Raw genomic sequence first — 14,946 nt, 5'->3', positions numbered from 1 at the left:
GACGCCAAGGGTCCTTGCCTTGACGAGTGCGGGTCGTGGGGTGGCGGCTGCCGTGCCGCGCTCGGGGTGTGCACGAACGCACGCCGCCACCCGTAGGTTCCCGGCCGTACGATCACGGCCATGGCAGACCTCTACGCCCTTGAACTCGCCCTGGATCTTGACGCCTCCACTCCTGAGTCGGTCCTCGAGCTGATCGCCTTCCACCTGACGCCCGAGCCCGCTGAGGGGGAGTGGGGGGAGTGGGAGGAAGGGGAGGCGGAGGTGGAGGAATTTCGGGTGCTCTGCGGGCGTGGGGCCGGCTACCGGGTCGGCGGGGTCCTCGACGCCGTACTCGCACCGGCCCCGGGAGGCGGCTGGCGGCTCACCGCCCGGCAGGAGATCCATGCGGAGACCCGGATCGACGTCGAGGAGTTCCTCGCGGCCCTGGCCCCGTACGTCCCCGCCCCGGCCGGTCCGGTCGGGAGCCTGCGCTTCTACGAGGCCGTCGAGGCGGAGCCGATCGTGCGGGATGCCGAGGGGGTCATCCGGCTTCCCTGAGCGGGCGCGGGCCGAGGGGCTCGATGACGCGTACGTCGCCTCCGCGCGCCCGGATCCAGTCCTCCAGGGCGCTTCCGGCCAGGGGTGCGCGGGTGCCGTCCGGGGACGACAGCTGCGCCGGGCCGAAGGCGGTGCCCGTCAGGCCGGCCACGCGGGTGCCGTCGTCCAGGAGCACCTTGAAGGTGTTCTCCCGTAGCTCCGCGCCGCTGAGGTCCGCCCCGCGCAGGTCGGTGTCCCACAGGGTGGCCGCCAGGATGCGGGCGCCCCGCAGGCGGGCCCCGCGCGCGTCGGTCCCGTACAGGTCCGCCCCGGCCAGGTCGGCACCGTCGAGGACGGCCCCGCGCAGCACGGCCCCGTCGAGGTTCGCCTTCACGAAGCAGGCGCCGGTGGCTTCGGCGCCGGTGAGGTCGGCGCCCTGGAGGTCGCAGCGGTAGAAGTCGGCGCCGAGCAGGCGGGTACCGGCGAGGCGGGCTCCGGTGAACAGGGTGCCGGTGAAGTCGGCGCCGGTCAGGCGGGCGCCGGAGAGGTCGAGGGCGGTGAGGTCGCCGTAGGCGGGGAAGCCCGCCCCGACCCACTCCCACAGCCAGTGCGCGCCCTCCGGGTCGGCCGGCAGCAGGACCCGCCAGGGCAGGACGGCGGGCCGCCGGTGCCAGTACCAGGCGGTGTCCGACGGATCGGCGCCGAGCTCCTCGCCGCCGTCCTCCACAGTGACGGCGCGGAAGCGGGCGTCGAGCGCCGCCAGTTCGGGCAGCAGGAGACCGGGGGCGTCGTGGGCGGCGGCGGCCAGGGTGTCCCGGGCCCGCAGGTCCTCGCGGTACTGGTCGATGCCGTACCACCGCAGGGGCGGCCACCCCGCCTCCATCCGGCAGATCAGGTCGGTCCACTCCCACAGGCGGGGGTCGGTGCCCCGGGGCGCGAGCGGCAGGTCCCGCACCACCTCGGGGAGCCCCTCCACGGCCGCCCGGGGGAAGGCCGCCACCCCGGTGTGCGTCGCGGTCACCCGGAATCCCGCCCCGGGGTCCTCGGGCTCCGGGTCCTCGACGCGCGCGAAGGTGGCGCTGCCCGAGGGGGTGAGGACGAGGTGGACCGAGGGGTAGGAGGTCCGGTCCAGCAGGACCGTCGTCCCCAGGCCCCGGGCGAGGGCCCGCCCGAGGGCCTCGTCGGTGGGAGGGTCCGGGACTGCGGGGCCGGCGTACACGGTGATCGCGCAGGCGATGTCGCCCCCGTCGAAGTGCTCGTGGTCGCCGGTGACGGGCGCGTCCCAGTTCCGGCCCTCGACCTGCCCGTACGGGGCGACGTCGACCTCGTTCCCGCTCACCTCGAAGGCCTCGCCGAGCACCCGCACGAGGGCACCCGGGTCCACCGTCCCGGCGGTCAGGAACCCGTACGCATGGCCGTTCATCTCCGCTCCTGCCTCCTGTGCGGCGGGGCGCGCGCCCCGCCCCAGCATGCCGGGCCGGGCCGAAAGCGACGGGAGGCGGTGGCCGGAAACGGCAGCTACACGCTCTGGGTCAGCAGACCGGCGTCGATGACCTCAGCGATAAAGGTGGCGCCGCGGCTGTTCTGGTGGATGTGGTCGGTCGTGAGCACGAGACCTCGGCGCCGCGAGATCGTGTCGAGGCTGCGGCGCAGCACTGCCTGCTGGACGAGGACGCCGACGACCCCTGCGGGCGTCACCTCCTGGTATGAAATCGGCGGCGGGTCCGCTCGGCGCAGTTCCTCGATCTGGCGTTCGTGGAGCGGAAGGTAGGTCACCCCGTCGGTGGCGGCGACCTCGGCGATCATCCGGCTGTACGCCTGCGATGCCTGTGCCGCTGCTCCGTCGAGTTGTTGGCCGAGTACCGGTAGCGACAGCAGACCGATCGTCGCGTCGGTCTCCGCTCGCAGCCGTGCGACGACGGCTCCCAGGCACTGTTGGAACCAGCCGGCTGACGGGCGACATGGGAGCTGTTTGCGCTTCATGGCCTGCTCGACGGGGTAGCCGGCAAGGCTCGCTCGGGCGTCATTGGTCCCGATCAACACGGTGATCACATCGGGCGGGTTCGTGACGACGGCGTCGAGGCGCTGCAAGAGGTTGTAGGCGAAGTCGCCGTTGGTGCCGAAGCGGGCGAGCTGCACGTCACCGGGAGGGTGGCGGCGTCCGAGAAGGTCCAGGTAGTCGACGCTGAACTGCGCGCGGGTGAGGCTGTCGCCGAGGCACGCGATGCGTGTCGTCACGGCGCTTCCTCCGGGCCGGGCGTGACGGCGCGTTCGGTCGGGCGGGTGTCGGTCCGAGGACGGTGGTCGGTGCCGAGGCTCGCGGTGATGGCCAGGATGGACGTCGGCCCCTCCATGTCGACCACGTGCCATACCCCGGCCGGGTTGATGGTGGCCTCGCCCGGCCCGAGCCGAACGCGGTCGGGCACCCCGTCCACGTCGCGGGTGACCGTCACTGACCCGCTGAGGCAAACGACCAGTTCGTCGCCTGCGGGGTGGCTCTCCCAATGGTCGCCGAGGCCGTCGCCGTCGAAGATCATCACCATCCGGCCCTCGGCGCCGTCTGCGGCGACTGCGGCGCTGTAGGCCTGGAGCACCTCCGGTTCCCAGGCGAAGCCCTCGACGGGTTTCGCTCTCGATCCCAGCCCGAGGTGCACGGGGGTGGTCCGCAGGTCCATGGCGTTGCGTTCGTGATTGACGAGTCTCATGCCGACGATCGTCCACGACAGCGATCGGGCGGTCTTGAAGAAAAGGGAACGGAAGCCGACGCGACGGGCAGACGGTCGGCGACTACCCGGCCCCGAGGAGGACTTCGCCGCGACGCCAGGCCGTCGGCGACCGGCCCGTGAACTCGCGCCAGTCCCGAACGAGATGGGCCTGGTCGGCGTAGCCGGAGATGGTCGCCACATCGGCCCACGGGAGCGGGTTCTGCTCCGCCGCCAATTCGTGCGCGCGCTCGAAGCGCAAAACTCGGGCGAAGGTCTTCGGCGACAGGCCCACCTCACCGCGAAACCGCTCGGTGAGGTGCCGACGGCTCCAGCCGAGTTCCGCGGCGACCGCACCAACCTGGACGCAGCCCCGCGCGGCGACGAGGCGGCGCCAGGCCTCGGCCACCTCGGGGCGCATACGGCGCACACGGTCGTCGCCGGCGCCACGGCCGACGGCGCGGAGGAGCAATTCGTCCAGCGCGGTGAACCGCGCCGCGCATGTTGTCGCCGCTCGGAGCCGGTCGACCAGCTCGACGCCAAGCGCTCCGAGAAGCTCGTCGAGTGGGACCAGTCGGTGGGCGAGCTCGGCGGCGGGCATGCCGTAGACGGCCCTGGCCCCGAGCGGTGTCAGCGATACCTGCACACCTTGCTGGCGTCCGTCGTGGTGGATCGCGACGGACCGGCACATCAGACCGCCGGCCACGCTGCTGAATCGGGTGACCGGTGACCCGTCGTCAACGCCCGCCGCCACCTCCAAAGGATCTGACAGGCTGATCACCGCAGTGAGCCCGCGGCTCGGCGGGCCGCAGTGCACCCCCGCCGGGAGCCCGCGGAGGTCGAAACAGACATACGAGTCGACGTACTGCCGCAAGGCGGGAGTCGGACGTGCACCGATTCCGGTGGCCGTGTGGTCCTCCATTTTCGTCAGTGTACGAGCCGCCGAGCCTTCCGGTGCTGCTCTGACGTAGCGTTCGCTTGCATTTCATTGCAATGTGCGGGTGTCTGTTGTTGCGTTAGGTCCCAGCCCCGTTGCAACAATCTCACGCCTTTGACCTGCGGTGATGCAGATTTCGCGCAACACGGGTGTTGGCGGTTCTTCGAACGCAACGTAGCTTTTCCATCGTCAGAAACGAACGCAGCGAAGCGAAACGAAGGAAAAGCCATCATGCAGAAGTTCGCCACCACCACCACCGTCTCCGCCGTCCTGGACATCCCCGCGGGCCGGATCCAGTTCATCGCCGCCGACCGCTCCGACGCCACGGTCGAGGTCCGTCCCGCGGACTCCTCCAAGAGCCGCGACGTGAAGGCCGCCGAGCAGGTCCTCGTCTCCTTCACCGACGGTGTGCTGCGGATCGCCGCCCCCGAGGCGAAGAGCAAGGTGTTCGGCAACTCGGGTGCGGTCGAGGTCACCGTGCAGCTGCCCGCCGGCTCCCGTGTCGAGGCGAAGACGGCCACCGCGGAGGTCCGTGGTGTCGGCCGCCTGGGCGAGGTCGTCCTCGACAGCGCCCATGGCACCGTCAAGCTCGACGAGACCTCGGGTGCCCGCCTCACCCTCCAGGCCGGCGACCTCACCATCGGCCGCCTCACCGGCCCCGCCCACCTCACCACGCAGAAGGGCGACATCACCATCACCGAAGCCACCCAGGGCGCGGTCGAACTCCGCACCGAGCACGGCAACATCACCATCGGCGCCGCCCGCGGCACCTCCGCCACCCTCGACGCCGGCACCGGCTACGGCCGCATCCACAACACCCTCCAGAACGCGGACGGCACCGCCGCCGCCCTCACCGTCACCGCCACCACCGCTTACGGCGACATCGCCGCCCGCAGCCTCTGAAGCCCGTGGTCCGCCGACTCCGTCGCTGGCCGTCGGCTTCGGCGGAGAGCAACGCCTGGACCTCTTCGTCGTTCTCCTGCGCGATGCGCACGTACTCGTCGATGAGCGCCCGTTCCTTGGGGCTGAAGGCGGAAGCTTCGGCTGTCATGAGGTGAACCGCGACGGGAGACGAGAAGCCGGGCACCTGTACGGGTGGCCGCATCGGGTACATGCCGTAGGCGTAGGGCGCGCCCTGGTCGTAGTACTGGTAGACGAGCCAGCCGACGTAGACCCGGGGGCTGAGGAACATCCACGTCAGATCGTGCGCTAAGCCCTCGTCGCCCCTGGTGGGCGACTGACAGAGCATGGGTAGTGAAAGCGGTCTGAAGTCTTCCCACAGATAACACCCCAATATCTGCGGTAGTTTGATCCGCCACCTGCGGTGACGTTCTCCGGCTGCTACACGAAGCGGCCCTGTTATCTGCGGTTAGGGGAAAGTAGGTGTCCAGCGTCGTACAGCTGCCGACCGGCAAGGCGCTCACTGTTCGGACGGTGGCCGACGTCTTTCTCGACTCGCTCGGCAACCCGAACACGATCCGCACCTACGGGATCGGGGTCGGCAAGATCGTCGAACGGCTCGGCGAGAGCAGGCCGCTCGCCTCGGTCGCTGACGACGAGATCGGCGAGGCCCTCGAACTGCTCTGGGGCACTTCGGCGGTGAACACGTGGAATGCGCGTCGCGCCTCGGTGCTGTCCTGGCTGGGCTGGTGTGGAGAGCGGGGCTACGACGGTCCGTCTGTCCCGGCCTGGGCGAAGCGGCTGGCGGTGCCGGACTCCGAGACCCCGGTCCGCTCGCGCATGGCCGTCGACCGGCTCATCGCCCGCCGGGAGGTGCACCTTCGGGAGAAGACGCTGTGGCGGATGCTCTACGAGAGCGCCGGGCGCTCGGAGGAGATCCTGGGAGTGAACATCGAGGACCTGGACTTCGCCGGGCGCCGCTGCTCGGTCAAGGCCAAGGGAGCGAAGTCGAAGTCCCGCCGCCGGGGACAGGCGCGCGAGGACTTCGTCCTGGAGACGGTCTACTGGGACGCCGGCACTGCCCGACTGCTGCCCCGGCTGCTGAAGGGCCGTACGCGGGGGCCGGTGTTCGTCACCCACCGCCGTCCGGGACCAGGGAAGGTCGTCAGCCCGCGCGACGTCTGCCCGGACACCGGATTCGCCCGTCTGTCGTACGGGCAGGCCCGCGCGCTGCTGGACGAGCACACTGCCGTTCGCGGGCTGGGCACCGGGTGATTTTCGTCGCGGGGTCGATCGCCTGGGGCATGGTCGCCGACGGCTACCGCCCCGACTGCTACTACATCATCGGCCGCCCTGGTCTGCCTCAACGGCATGGCCGTCATCATGTACGTGCCCCGCAGGAACTGACATGTGACCGTCGACACCCCGGCCCGAAGAAGCCCTTCTGGTCAGGATTCCTGAGAGCGGCAGGCGTCGAGAAGGGGAGCGAGGCGTCGCGCGGAGGTGGTCGGGCGGACGGCGAGGTAGGTCTGCAGGGCGGGTGCGGGCGGGGCGAACGGGCGGAAGGCGGTGCGGGCGGTGGGCAGGATCGCAGCCTTGGAGGAATAGAAGACAGTCCAGGTGGGCCTGCCGATGCCGATAGCCGCGAGGGTGTCCTGGTCGGTGGTGAAGGCGGGGCCCATGACGGGCTCGAAGCCCGCGGCCCGGCAGGCGCTGGTAATCAGGTCGACCAGGTGCGGGTTGGCGTGGCGAGGCGCAATGCGGAGCGGCATGGCGGCCAGGTCGGCGATCTCGACGTGTTCGCGTACGGCCAGCGGATGCGACGCGGGCAACGCCGCGACCAGTTCGTCCCGCCAGACCGGAATCAGGTCGAGCCCCGGGCTCTGGACAATCCCGCGGACGAAGGCGGCGTCCAGTTCGCCGTCTCGTACCTGTTGCAACCGAGGCGCGGGCGGGACGCTGTGCAGTTCCACGGTGATCTCCGGCGCATGTTGTGCCATGTCCGCCAACAGCCGCTCCAGCCGTGTGCCGAGACCGGTGTTGGTGCCGACGCGCAACGTCGCGAGCTGGTCGGTGCGGAACGCGGCCATCGTCTCCAGTGCCGCTTCCTCGGCCGCCGCGATGGCCCTGGCACGTAGCAGGAAAGCCTGCCCTGCGGCCGTCAGCGTGACGTTGCGGGTGGTCCTGTCGAACAGTTCCAGACCGAGTTCGCGTTCCAGTCTGCGGACCTGCTGGCTGACGGTGGGTTGGACGACGCGCAGCCGCCCGGCAGCGCGTCCGAAGTGCAGTTCCTCGGCGACCGCCAGGAAGTACCTGATCTGCCGCAGCTCCATACCCGCTCCCTTCACTCATCACGATCTGTGATGAGTGTATGAGTCAAGTGCACCTTGATCACCACAGCCCGGGGTAGTGAACTGGTCCTACGCCACGGCACAAGCTGTACGGCATCAAGAATGATCAGGAGGCAGCCATGCCCGCAGTGACCATCCAGCAGGGCCCCCGCGACGTCGAGATCAAGCGGGAGCTGATCAAGAAGATCACCGACGCTTTCGTCGAGACCTACCAAATCCCGGCCGAGACGGTGATGGTCTTCATCGAGGAGACCCCCACCGACAGCTTCGGGGTCGGCGGCAAGCTCGCCGCCGACAAGTGACACCACGCGCGCCTGGTGTGGGGCTGGTCCAGCCGGTCAAGGGCGACTGCGGCGGTGCTCTGCGGAGCATCACCGCGTAGTCAGGGGGCGTTGGTTCGTGCTCGGTCACGGTACCTCCGCGACTCCGTGTACTGCCCACCCTCGTGCTGGTAGAAGGCGCACCGCGCCCGCCAACGGGCCGGGCGGATCCGGGAAGCCGTCACGGCCCCAGCGGGCGGGACGGCTCCCGGAACCCCGTCCGGGGCGCTGACCAGCGGGTACGCTTTGGTCGTGATCGTCGCAACCATGACGAACCGGTGATGCCGTACAGCATCACCGCATCACTCGTCATCGGTGGCGTCCCTGTCGTGCAACGCGCGCAGGTCACCCGGCAGGACGGGGAGCTGGAAGGAGCATCGGCCGAGCAGGTTGATGTGGTGCCGCACGAACGGCGACAGGCGGGCCACGTCCTCGTCGCGAACGTCGAAGCCGTCCGCCGCGCAGCTGGTTCACTGCGGCATCCATGTACCGCGTGTTGAACAGCACGAGCGAATTGAGGACCAGGCCCAGCGCCCGATCTGGTCCTCCATGCCGTCTTGGTAGCGCTGGTAGAGCTGTCCGGCCTTGCCGCTCACTGCGCGGCACCACCGCCTCGATCCGCTCCCACATCGCCGCCAGCGTCTCCACCTTCGGCGGACTGATCTCCCCGGTGTCGGTGTCGACCTGCTCGGACGTGGTGTCGAAGACGACCTGGAACGCGGTCGCCAGCTTCGCCCCGGCCCGCTCCACCCTTGGCAGCGTCTTCATCTTCTCTCTGGCCGTCTCCCTCTCCGCCTTGGCCAGCAGCTTCGTGGCAATCAGGACCTCCAGCAAGTCAAGGGCGTATCGACCGCCCGCGTCGTCAGGTGCACCGCGGTAGCCAGCAGCGTCGCCAGACGCCGCGCGTCGTTGTGCCGCTTGAGCAGCGTGGCCTTGCCGTCCACCCCGTACCGCGACGGCTCCGCCAGCCGGCGCGGAGGTATCCGCGACACGTCCAGGGCGCCCATGCCCAGCTCGGCGACCTCCCGCGCCCGGTCCAAGGACCACTTCATCTGCGGGCCCGACACCCGCACCGGCCCGCGCCGCAGCCGGTCCAGCTCCGAGACCCGCGCACCGGCAGGCACCGTCAGCAGCGAATCCAGCACCGCCCGCTGGCCAGTGCTCAACAGCCCGTAGAGGGTGTCCCACAGCCGCTGGTTCGCCGCCTCCCGGACATTGCCCACCAGCCGCGACAAGCGGCTCGCCCCTGGCAGAAGCACCCTGCGCTCACGCAGCCACCCGGCCGCCGCGTCGAACAACGCCTTCGGTCCGTCCCCGGTCGTCCAGGCCCGCGCGTCCAGCCACTCACCCAGCTCCGCCGAGACCTCGGCGAAGTCCCGCCAGCCCCCGGCCTCCTGGATCTCCCCGGCATGGGTGCGCGCAGTCCCGTCCCGCTCGCCGTACTCCTTCAGGCACAACGGGTCCGCAATCCCCAACTGCTCGGCCAGATACTCGGCGACCTCTGCCGGCACCTGCCGCGGGTCCGGCAGGAACCGGCCCAAGTAGCGCACGCTCGTGAGCTGCACCGCGTACCCGAGCCGGTTGTGGGCACGACGCTTGGCCTGCACCACCTCGCGGTCCGCGTCGTCCAGGAAGAAGTACCGCTCCAACTCCGTACGGGACGGCGCCCCGACAAACGCCCCGTACCCAGCCTGCTCACCCGACTGACATGGATGTTCCTCAGCCTCCGACCCCGGCGCAGAGCCGGGTGTCGAGCTTGCGGAACTTTCCTTCCTGCACCTCGAAGGACGTCTTGTCGCTGCCGGATTTCGTCACCGACATCGAGTTCGTGGTGGAGTTCGACCATTTGACGGTTCCACCGATCTTTCCGCCGACTCCCTTCACGGTCAGGGAGGCTTCGGCGGTCAGGCTGACTTCCCGCCCGACGGTGGTCGACTCGGACACGGCGACCGAGAAGGACTGCTCGTACTCCTTCTTGACCGGTCCCGAGAAGGGGATGGTGTTGCAGATCAGCGGCGCGACGGCCACCAGCTTGCCGCGGCCGTGCTCGTTGAACTCCTTCTGGGCCCAGATTGTGGAACGTCTCCCTTTTCCGGTCGGCCGATGCGGTGTTGGCGGCCATGGTTGGCCCCGTGCGCATGGCGGGAAAGGGGCATTCAGGTGAATGAGCAGGGAGGATCGTTACGTTGGGGGTGCGTGAGGGTGAGGGTCAGGTGGTCCACGGGGCGCACACGCCATTCGGGGCGCAGGCCGTCGCGCAGGACGATGCTGAAGCCGGCGGGTTCGCCGCGGTGGAGGGCGGCGAGGGCCTGGACGCGGCCGCCGCCGTCGGCCCAGGCGAGGGCCCGGGCGACCTCGTCGGGGGACAGGGCGAAGGGGTGCGTGGTCCGGATCTGCACCCGGATCAGCCGGACGGCCTCCTCGGGGGTGTCCAGCATGGCGCGGTCGAGCAGCTCGGGGGGCCCGGCGTAGGCGTCCTTGTAGCAGAGCGCCTCGAACCAGTATCCGGTCCGGATGGACACCGTGTGGTCCAGGGGCCGTGCCGTCCTGGTCCCCTGTGGGGGCGGAGTGGGGGCGTTCGTTCGAGGCATGGTTTGCCTGCCCTTCCGTGGCGGGATGCTACGGCCGCGTGCGATATGACAGTGCAGGTAACTGGCCTGCACGGACGGCTGGTTGTGCCGAAGTCATGCCGTCGCTGCGACGTGCTGTGACCGTAGCGCTACGCTCAGGAGCGTGGCAAGTATGCACCGGTGCATACTTGTCGCCAGGCGTGCGAAGACCCCCCGTCGGGGTGAGACGGGGGGCCGGGGGCCCGCGGCGGGGTCGCCGTGCGGGTCAGCTCACGAAGTGGTCGAACTCGCCCGCCTTGACGCCCTGGATGAACGCGGAGAGTTTGGCCGGGCTGGTGGTGATGATCAGGTCGGGATCGTCGCTCTCGCGCATCACGATGCTGTCGGCCTGCCGGCCGACCTCGATGCAGTTCTCGCCGTTGCCGCCGGAGAAGGTGGCCTTCTGCCAGCTGATGGGTGTGCTCATGCCGCTGTCTCTCACAGTTCTCGTGCGATGTGGTGGATGATCTGGCGGGATCCTTCCTGGTCGAGGGCGGCCTTCTCCGCGATCTCGAACAGCGTGCGGTACTTGCGTAGATCGGCGTCGGCGTCGAGGAAGCGGCCTCCGACGGCGCTGTCGATCTGGACGGTGTCGAGTTGGGGGACCACCCCGCACGCGTACAGCACGGGTTGGGTGACCTCGATGAAGTCCTCGCTCGTGAACGGGATGACGCGCACCGTCAGCGTGGAGCGGGTCGAGAGCTCCAGTAGGTGCTCAAGCTGCTCGCGTGCGACCTCGCGACCGCCGAAACGCATGCGCAGCGCGGCTTCGTGGATGATCGCGTCGTAGTGCGGAGGGTTCGTCCGGTCGAGCAGCGTGATCCGCTTCATCCGGTGCTCGACGCGGGCCTCGACCTCGGCCGCCGGGAGCTTCGGCGTTGCGCCGGAGAACAGTGCGCGGGCGTAGTTCTCCGTCTGGAAGAGGCCGGGCAGGGTCATGCTCTGCGTGGACCGAAGTGCTGTCGCGTGGTGTTCGAGTTCGGCGATGTCGAGGAATCCGGGGGCAAGGATGCCCCGGTATTCGTCAAACCAGTACTGCCCACGATGCTCCCTCGCGATGGCGCACAAGGCGTCGATGAGAGCGCCGTCGTCGCACGAGTAGAAGGCGGCCAGGCGTCGGATCCGTTCCTCGCCGATCCCGAGGCGACCCGCCTCGATGTGACTGATCTTTGCCTGGTCGACCGACAGCAGACCGGCGGATTGGCGGGCCGTCTTCCCTGCGGACTCGCGCAGCTTCCGCAGCTCGGCGCCAAGACGTGCCTGACGGGCGGTCGGGTTGTCCCTGGGCGGCATGTGTCCCTTCCCCTTGTCTGGCACGAGTCTGCCGTTAACCCTGCCACGGGTCCACCGGCCGCTGAAGAATGGAGGGGCAAGGTTGCACCGGTGCATGCTTGCCCCCTACGGTTCTCGCAGCACCGCGCCGCACGCCGGGAAGGCCGAAGTGCAGCCGCTGGTACGCGCCTTGAGCGTGCGTCACCGGCGGCCGATGCCACGGACGGCGAGTCGCGGACCCGAACCGTGTTGGGAGAGGACCGGGATGAAATCCGTCGGCAACCCGACCCCCGTCGAGGGGCTCAGCTACAAGATGACCGCGCCCAGTCGGGCGGAGACTCCCGGGATCGCGCGGGACTGGGTGGTGTCCCTGCTGCGCGGGGCCCGGTGGGGAGAGGGGCTGCGGGAGCGGGCGCGGCTGTGCACCTCCGAGGTGGTGACCAACGCGTACCGGCACACCGACACGCGGGAGATCACCGTCGAAGCCGCGCTGGCGGACGGCCGCGTCACCGTCTACGTCTACGACTGCGCCCCCGAGCGGTGGCCCTCCGGCGGCGGCGGGATACCGCTCATGGCGACCGGCGGGCGCGGGCTCGCGCTGGTCGGTGCGTACGCCGACGAGTGGGCGGCGGTGGCGCAGGGAGACTGCGTCAAGGTGGTCTGGTTCAGCCTGAGTACGGGTACTCAGGCGGGGCCGGAGGGCGGCGCCTAGGTTCGGAGGATGGCCACCGAACCGACACCGCAGCCGTCCGCCTCCGGCAAGGGCGGGGGGTGGTGCTGCCTGCTCGTCGCGGCCCTGCCCTTCTTGTGGTTCCTCGCCGCCCTGGTCGCACCGAAGTGGGCGTTCTGGTACCCGGTCTGGGCGGGGGCCGAGATCTGGAGCCGTACGCTCGGCTGAGGGGTCAGCGCTTGACGATGCGGTCCAGGGTGTCGGCCAGCCGGGACTTCAGGGCCTCGCGGTGGTGGAGGGGCGTCGGGGGTGATGCCGGGTCGAGGCGGACGCCGCGGTCCGCGAGGACGTACAGCAGGCGCAGGGTGCGCAGGCAGTTGCTGACCTGGGCGGGGACCGGGGTGGCGATCCGGTCGGACCCGAAGGCGGTGGCGATCCGGTCCAGCCACCCCGTCGCGTTGGGCTCGTCGATGCCGGGCCGGGTGAGGACACGGGCGACGGCCCTCGCCAGCCGGTCGTCCTCCAGCTGGTCCCATACGGACCCGGTCGGCGCCGTCAGCCGCGCGGCGGCCAGGCGGAGCATCCGCGCCGGGTCCACCTCGGGGCGGAGCCCGAACGTGCCCAGCAGGTCCGCGCCGTGCGCGACCGCGTGGAGCCAGCCGAGCTTCTCGTCGTGGCCGCGCAGGTCCTCCTCCGCCGGGTACCAGCGCTCGAACGCGTCGGCCCAGCCCGGCCTGAAGTCCCCCCGGGTGACGAGCATGTCGAGCACGAGCGGGGCGAAGGTGCGGGCCTGGACCTCCTGGTGGGAGAGGCGGGCGGCCATCTCGTCGCCGAGTTCCAGGCGGCGGGGTGCGTCGATCACCCCGTCGGCTATCCAGGAGGCGAGGACGGAGTAGGGTGCGCCGTCCCGGACGAGGGGGTCGGGGTCTGCCAGGGCGCGGGAGAGGTCCCGTACGAGCTCGTTCATGGGGCGGTCGGCGGGCACGGTGCGGCCGGCGGCTTCGATGCTGTTCCAGTCGATCACCGGACGGACGATAGGCGCGCGGCGGCGGCGCGCACCACGGGTTAAGAGGAGCCAACACAATGCCTGGACTCGCCTGTCCGCAGGAGCCGACCAGCCACTGGAAAATAGGGTGTGCTCGGCTGAACTGGGGTGATAGATAACCGAGGTGACAGAGAGTCTTGAGTTTTCCGCCCTGCTGCAACTGATCGACGAGCGGTCGGCCGCGTTCCGGAGTGCGGTTGCCGCCGCGCCCAGCCTTGAGGCGCCGGTGCCGTCCTGCCCCGAGTGGACGTTGTCCGATCTGGTGCAGCACCTGGGTACGGGCCAGCGCTGGTGGGCCGCAATCGTCGCCGCGGGCCCGGCCGAGGCTCCGCCGGCCAAGGATGCCGCGGAGGTGCCGCGCGAGCTCGACGCGCTGCTGGCCTGGTACGCCGAGTCGAACGAGCTGCTGCTGAGTGCGCTGCGCGAGGCCGGCCCGGAGCGCGAGTGCTGGACGTGGTGGGGCGCCGGCGTATCGCCGACGAACGCCTGGGGCGTTGCCCGGCGCCGGGTGCACGAGGTGCTGGTGCACACCTACGACGCCCAGCTCGCCGCAGGCGCCGTGCAGCCGATGCCGGCGGACGTCGCGATCGACGGCGTGGCCGAGTTCCTCGACACCTGCAATTCCACCCCGGCGGCCTGGCCGCACGAGCCCGCCACCATCCACTACCACGCCACCGAAGGCCGCTCCTGGCTCCTCGTGCTGGACGGCACCGGCGCCTGGCCCGCACCCCTCACGGACGACGCCGCGCCCGCCTCCGCTTCGGCCACGGGCACGGCCGAGCAGCTGCTCCTCTTCGTCTGGGGCCGCCTCACGCTGAGCGACCTGAAGATCGAGGGCGACCCGCAGGTGTTCGAGCAGCTGATCGCCTGGGAGCCCGAGGAGTAGCCGGTCCAGCCGGTGCCCCGACCCCCGGAGCGGGGGTCGGGGCACCGGCCGGGTGGCGGGTCAGCAGGGGCGGATGTGGAAGACCGGGGTCCAGGAGGCGGTGCCGGTGGACTTGGCCACGTTCGACCAGCGTTCGGTGCCGTTCTCGTTGTAGAAGCGGGCCCGGGTGCCGGAGGTCTGGTTGTTGTTGAAGGTGCCGTCGCCGATGCCGTAGAAGTCGTAGTAGCCGCACCGGTAGTAGTCGTAGTTGTTGCCGCGGCCGTCCGTGATGCACAGGTGGCCGTTCGCGCAGGCCAGGGCCGTCCCGGGGGCGGCGAGGTCGCGGGTGTCGGTCTGGCCGGGGGCGGCGAGGACCAGGGTGCCGCCGGCGGTGGTGAGTTTGTTCGCGGAGACCTGGCGTGCCTGGGGGTCCTTCGCGAGGACGTCGTCGACCCGCTGCTGGAGCTGGGTGGCCTGCCGGCCGGTCAGCCCCGCGCCTATGGCCTGCCCGGTGAAAGCCGAGGTGGAGGCGGAGGACGCGGTGGACTGCTGGGATTCGGCTGCGGTCGAGGCGTGGGCGGTCAGGACGGAACCCGCGATCAGGGCCGCGGTCGCGGTCATCATCGCCAGGGTCTTGCGCGGTGACATGGTTGTTCCCCTCTGCTTCGGCGACCTGGAAGCCACCCGCTCGTGACGGGCGGCCCGGAGACGCGGGACCATCCTTTCGAAGGTCTGGCGGCCCATGAAGGGTGAAATCGG

General features: G+C 70.3%; 18 protein-coding genes and 3 pseudogenes. 7 read left to right on the top strand and 14 right to left on the bottom strand.

All coding sequences use genetic code 11. From position 1 onward, the window contains the following. Positions 1-120: 120 nt before the first annotated feature. Positions 121-537 carry a hypothetical protein gene (locus OOK31_RS32760; RefSeq protein ID WP_267091032.1) on the top strand — a complete coding sequence of 139 codons (417 nt, stop codon included), beginning with the start codon at positions 121-123 and terminating at the stop codon, positions 535-537. Here OOK31_RS32760 and OOK31_RS32755 read toward each other — a convergent pair. The 4 genes from OOK31_RS32755 to OOK31_RS32740 all read right to left on the bottom strand — a co-directional run bounded on the left by OOK31_RS32755 (position 521) and on the right by OOK31_RS32740 (position 4,140). Continuing rightward, positions 521-1,939 (bottom strand): pentapeptide repeat-containing protein, encoded by a 1,419-nt coding sequence (locus OOK31_RS32755; protein WP_267091031.1) that lies wholly within the window; start codon positions 1,937-1,939, stop codon positions 521-523. The two genes, OOK31_RS32760 and OOK31_RS32755, sit on opposite strands and share 17 nt — an antisense overlap. Before the next feature lie 95 nt (positions 1,940-2,034). Beyond that, complete coding sequence (locus tag OOK31_RS32750; protein ID WP_267091030.1) at positions 2,035-2,754, bottom strand: SGNH/GDSL hydrolase family protein; 720 nt, start codon at positions 2,752-2,754, stop codon at positions 2,035-2,037. Beyond that, complete coding sequence (locus OOK31_RS32745; RefSeq protein WP_267091029.1) at positions 2,751-3,221, bottom strand: cupin domain-containing protein; 471 nt, start codon at positions 3,219-3,221, stop codon at positions 2,751-2,753. Before OOK31_RS32745 ends, OOK31_RS32750 begins: the two co-directional genes overlap by 4 nt. A gap of 82 nt (positions 3,222-3,303) precedes the next feature. Next, positions 3,304-4,140 carry an AraC family transcriptional regulator gene (locus OOK31_RS32740; protein WP_267091028.1) on the bottom strand — a complete coding sequence of 279 codons (837 nt, stop codon included), beginning with the start codon at positions 4,138-4,140 and terminating at the stop codon, positions 3,304-3,306. 246 nt (positions 4,141-4,386) lie between these two features. Here OOK31_RS32740 and OOK31_RS32735 point away from each other — a divergent pair, with 246 nt between their 5' ends. Beyond that, positions 4,387-5,058: a DUF4097 family beta strand repeat-containing protein gene (locus tag OOK31_RS32735; RefSeq protein ID WP_267091027.1), complete on the top strand. Its 672-nt coding sequence runs from the start codon at positions 4,387-4,389 to the stop codon at positions 5,056-5,058. Here OOK31_RS32735 and OOK31_RS32730 read toward each other — a convergent pair. Further along, positions 5,012-5,347, bottom strand: coding sequence for a hypothetical protein (locus OOK31_RS32730; protein ID WP_267091026.1), 336 nt, complete (start codon positions 5,345-5,347; stop codon positions 5,012-5,014). The two genes, OOK31_RS32735 and OOK31_RS32730, sit on opposite strands and share 47 nt — an antisense overlap. A gap of 191 nt (positions 5,348-5,538) precedes the next feature. On the opposite strand from OOK31_RS32730, the pseudogene OOK31_RS32725 reads away from it, so the two are divergent. After that, positions 5,539-6,327, top strand: a pseudogene (locus OOK31_RS32725) (site-specific integrase); the annotation flags it as partial. A gap of 176 nt (positions 6,328-6,503) precedes the next feature. Here OOK31_RS32725 and OOK31_RS32720 read toward each other — a convergent pair. Continuing rightward, positions 6,504-7,388, bottom strand: a complete 885-nt coding sequence (locus tag OOK31_RS32720; RefSeq protein WP_267091025.1) for a LysR family transcriptional regulator — start codon at positions 7,386-7,388, stop codon at positions 6,504-6,506. 137 nt (positions 7,389-7,525) lie between these two features. Here OOK31_RS32720 and dmpI point away from each other — a divergent pair, with 137 nt between their 5' ends. Then, positions 7,526-7,708, top strand: a complete 183-nt coding sequence (gene dmpI / locus OOK31_RS32715; RefSeq protein ID WP_267091024.1) for a 4-oxalocrotonate tautomerase DmpI — start codon at positions 7,526-7,528, stop codon at positions 7,706-7,708. A gap of 320 nt (positions 7,709-8,028) precedes the next feature. On the opposite strand, the pseudogene OOK31_RS32710 reads toward dmpI, so the two are convergent. The 6 genes and pseudogenes from OOK31_RS32710 to OOK31_RS32685 form a co-directional block, all read right to left on the bottom strand. Then, positions 8,029-8,316: pseudogene (locus OOK31_RS32710) on the bottom strand (Tn3 family transposase); the annotation flags it as partial. 1 nt (position 8,317) lies between these two features. Further along, positions 8,318-9,429, bottom strand: a pseudogene (locus OOK31_RS32705) (DUF4158 domain-containing protein); the annotation flags it as partial. A 16-nt stretch (positions 9,430-9,445) separates the two neighbouring features. Next, positions 9,446-9,754 carry a hypothetical protein gene (locus OOK31_RS32700; RefSeq protein ID WP_267091022.1) on the bottom strand — a complete coding sequence of 103 codons (309 nt, stop codon included), beginning with the start codon at positions 9,752-9,754 and terminating at the stop codon, positions 9,446-9,448. A gap of 128 nt (positions 9,755-9,882) precedes the next feature. Then, positions 9,883-10,248: a hypothetical protein gene (locus tag OOK31_RS32695; RefSeq protein ID WP_267091021.1), complete on the bottom strand. Its 366-nt coding sequence runs from the start codon at positions 10,246-10,248 to the stop codon at positions 9,883-9,885. Between the two features lie 313 nt (positions 10,249-10,561). Next, the gene (locus OOK31_RS32690) at positions 10,562-10,762 is read right to left on the bottom strand and encodes a DUF397 domain-containing protein (protein ID WP_267091020.1); all 201 of its coding nucleotides are present in this window, start codon (positions 10,760-10,762) and stop codon (positions 10,562-10,564) included. Between the two features lie 11 nt (positions 10,763-10,773). Next, positions 10,774-11,628: a helix-turn-helix transcriptional regulator gene (locus OOK31_RS32685; RefSeq protein WP_267091019.1), complete on the bottom strand. Its 855-nt coding sequence runs from the start codon at positions 11,626-11,628 to the stop codon at positions 10,774-10,776. Positions 11,629-11,872: 244 nt separating this feature from the next. Between OOK31_RS32685 and OOK31_RS32680 the strand changes: the two genes are divergently transcribed. Continuing rightward, positions 11,873-12,319, top strand: coding sequence for an ATP-binding protein (locus OOK31_RS32680; RefSeq protein WP_267091018.1), 447 nt, complete (start codon positions 11,873-11,875; stop codon positions 12,317-12,319). Between the two features lie 9 nt (positions 12,320-12,328). Next, positions 12,329-12,505 carry a hypothetical protein gene (locus OOK31_RS32675; protein ID WP_267091017.1) on the top strand — a complete coding sequence of 59 codons (177 nt, stop codon included), beginning with the start codon at positions 12,329-12,331 and terminating at the stop codon, positions 12,503-12,505. A gap of 4 nt (positions 12,506-12,509) precedes the next feature. On the opposite strand, the gene OOK31_RS32670 is transcribed toward OOK31_RS32675, so the two are convergent. Beyond that, positions 12,510-13,301: a DUF2785 domain-containing protein gene (locus tag OOK31_RS32670; RefSeq protein ID WP_267091016.1), complete on the bottom strand. Its 792-nt coding sequence runs from the start codon at positions 13,299-13,301 to the stop codon at positions 12,510-12,512. A 145-nt stretch (positions 13,302-13,446) separates the two neighbouring features. Here OOK31_RS32670 and OOK31_RS32665 point away from each other — a divergent pair, with 145 nt between their 5' ends. Further along, complete coding sequence (locus OOK31_RS32665; protein WP_267091015.1) at positions 13,447-14,208, top strand: maleylpyruvate isomerase family mycothiol-dependent enzyme; 762 nt, start codon at positions 13,447-13,449, stop codon at positions 14,206-14,208. A gap of 60 nt (positions 14,209-14,268) precedes the next feature. On the opposite strand, the gene OOK31_RS32660 is transcribed toward OOK31_RS32665, so the two are convergent. Beyond that, positions 14,269-14,835, bottom strand: coding sequence for a hypothetical protein (locus OOK31_RS32660; RefSeq protein WP_267091014.1), 567 nt, complete (start codon positions 14,833-14,835; stop codon positions 14,269-14,271). Between the last annotated feature and the right edge of the window lie 111 nt (positions 14,836-14,946).

The sequence above is a fragment of the Streptomyces sp. NBC_00249 genome (genome assembly GCF_026342355.1).
Classification (GTDB): Bacteria; Actinomycetota; Actinomycetes; order Streptomycetales; family Streptomycetaceae; genus Streptomyces.
Note: the sequence above shows the minus strand (reverse complement) of the source record. Positions and strands in the feature narration are given on the sequence as shown.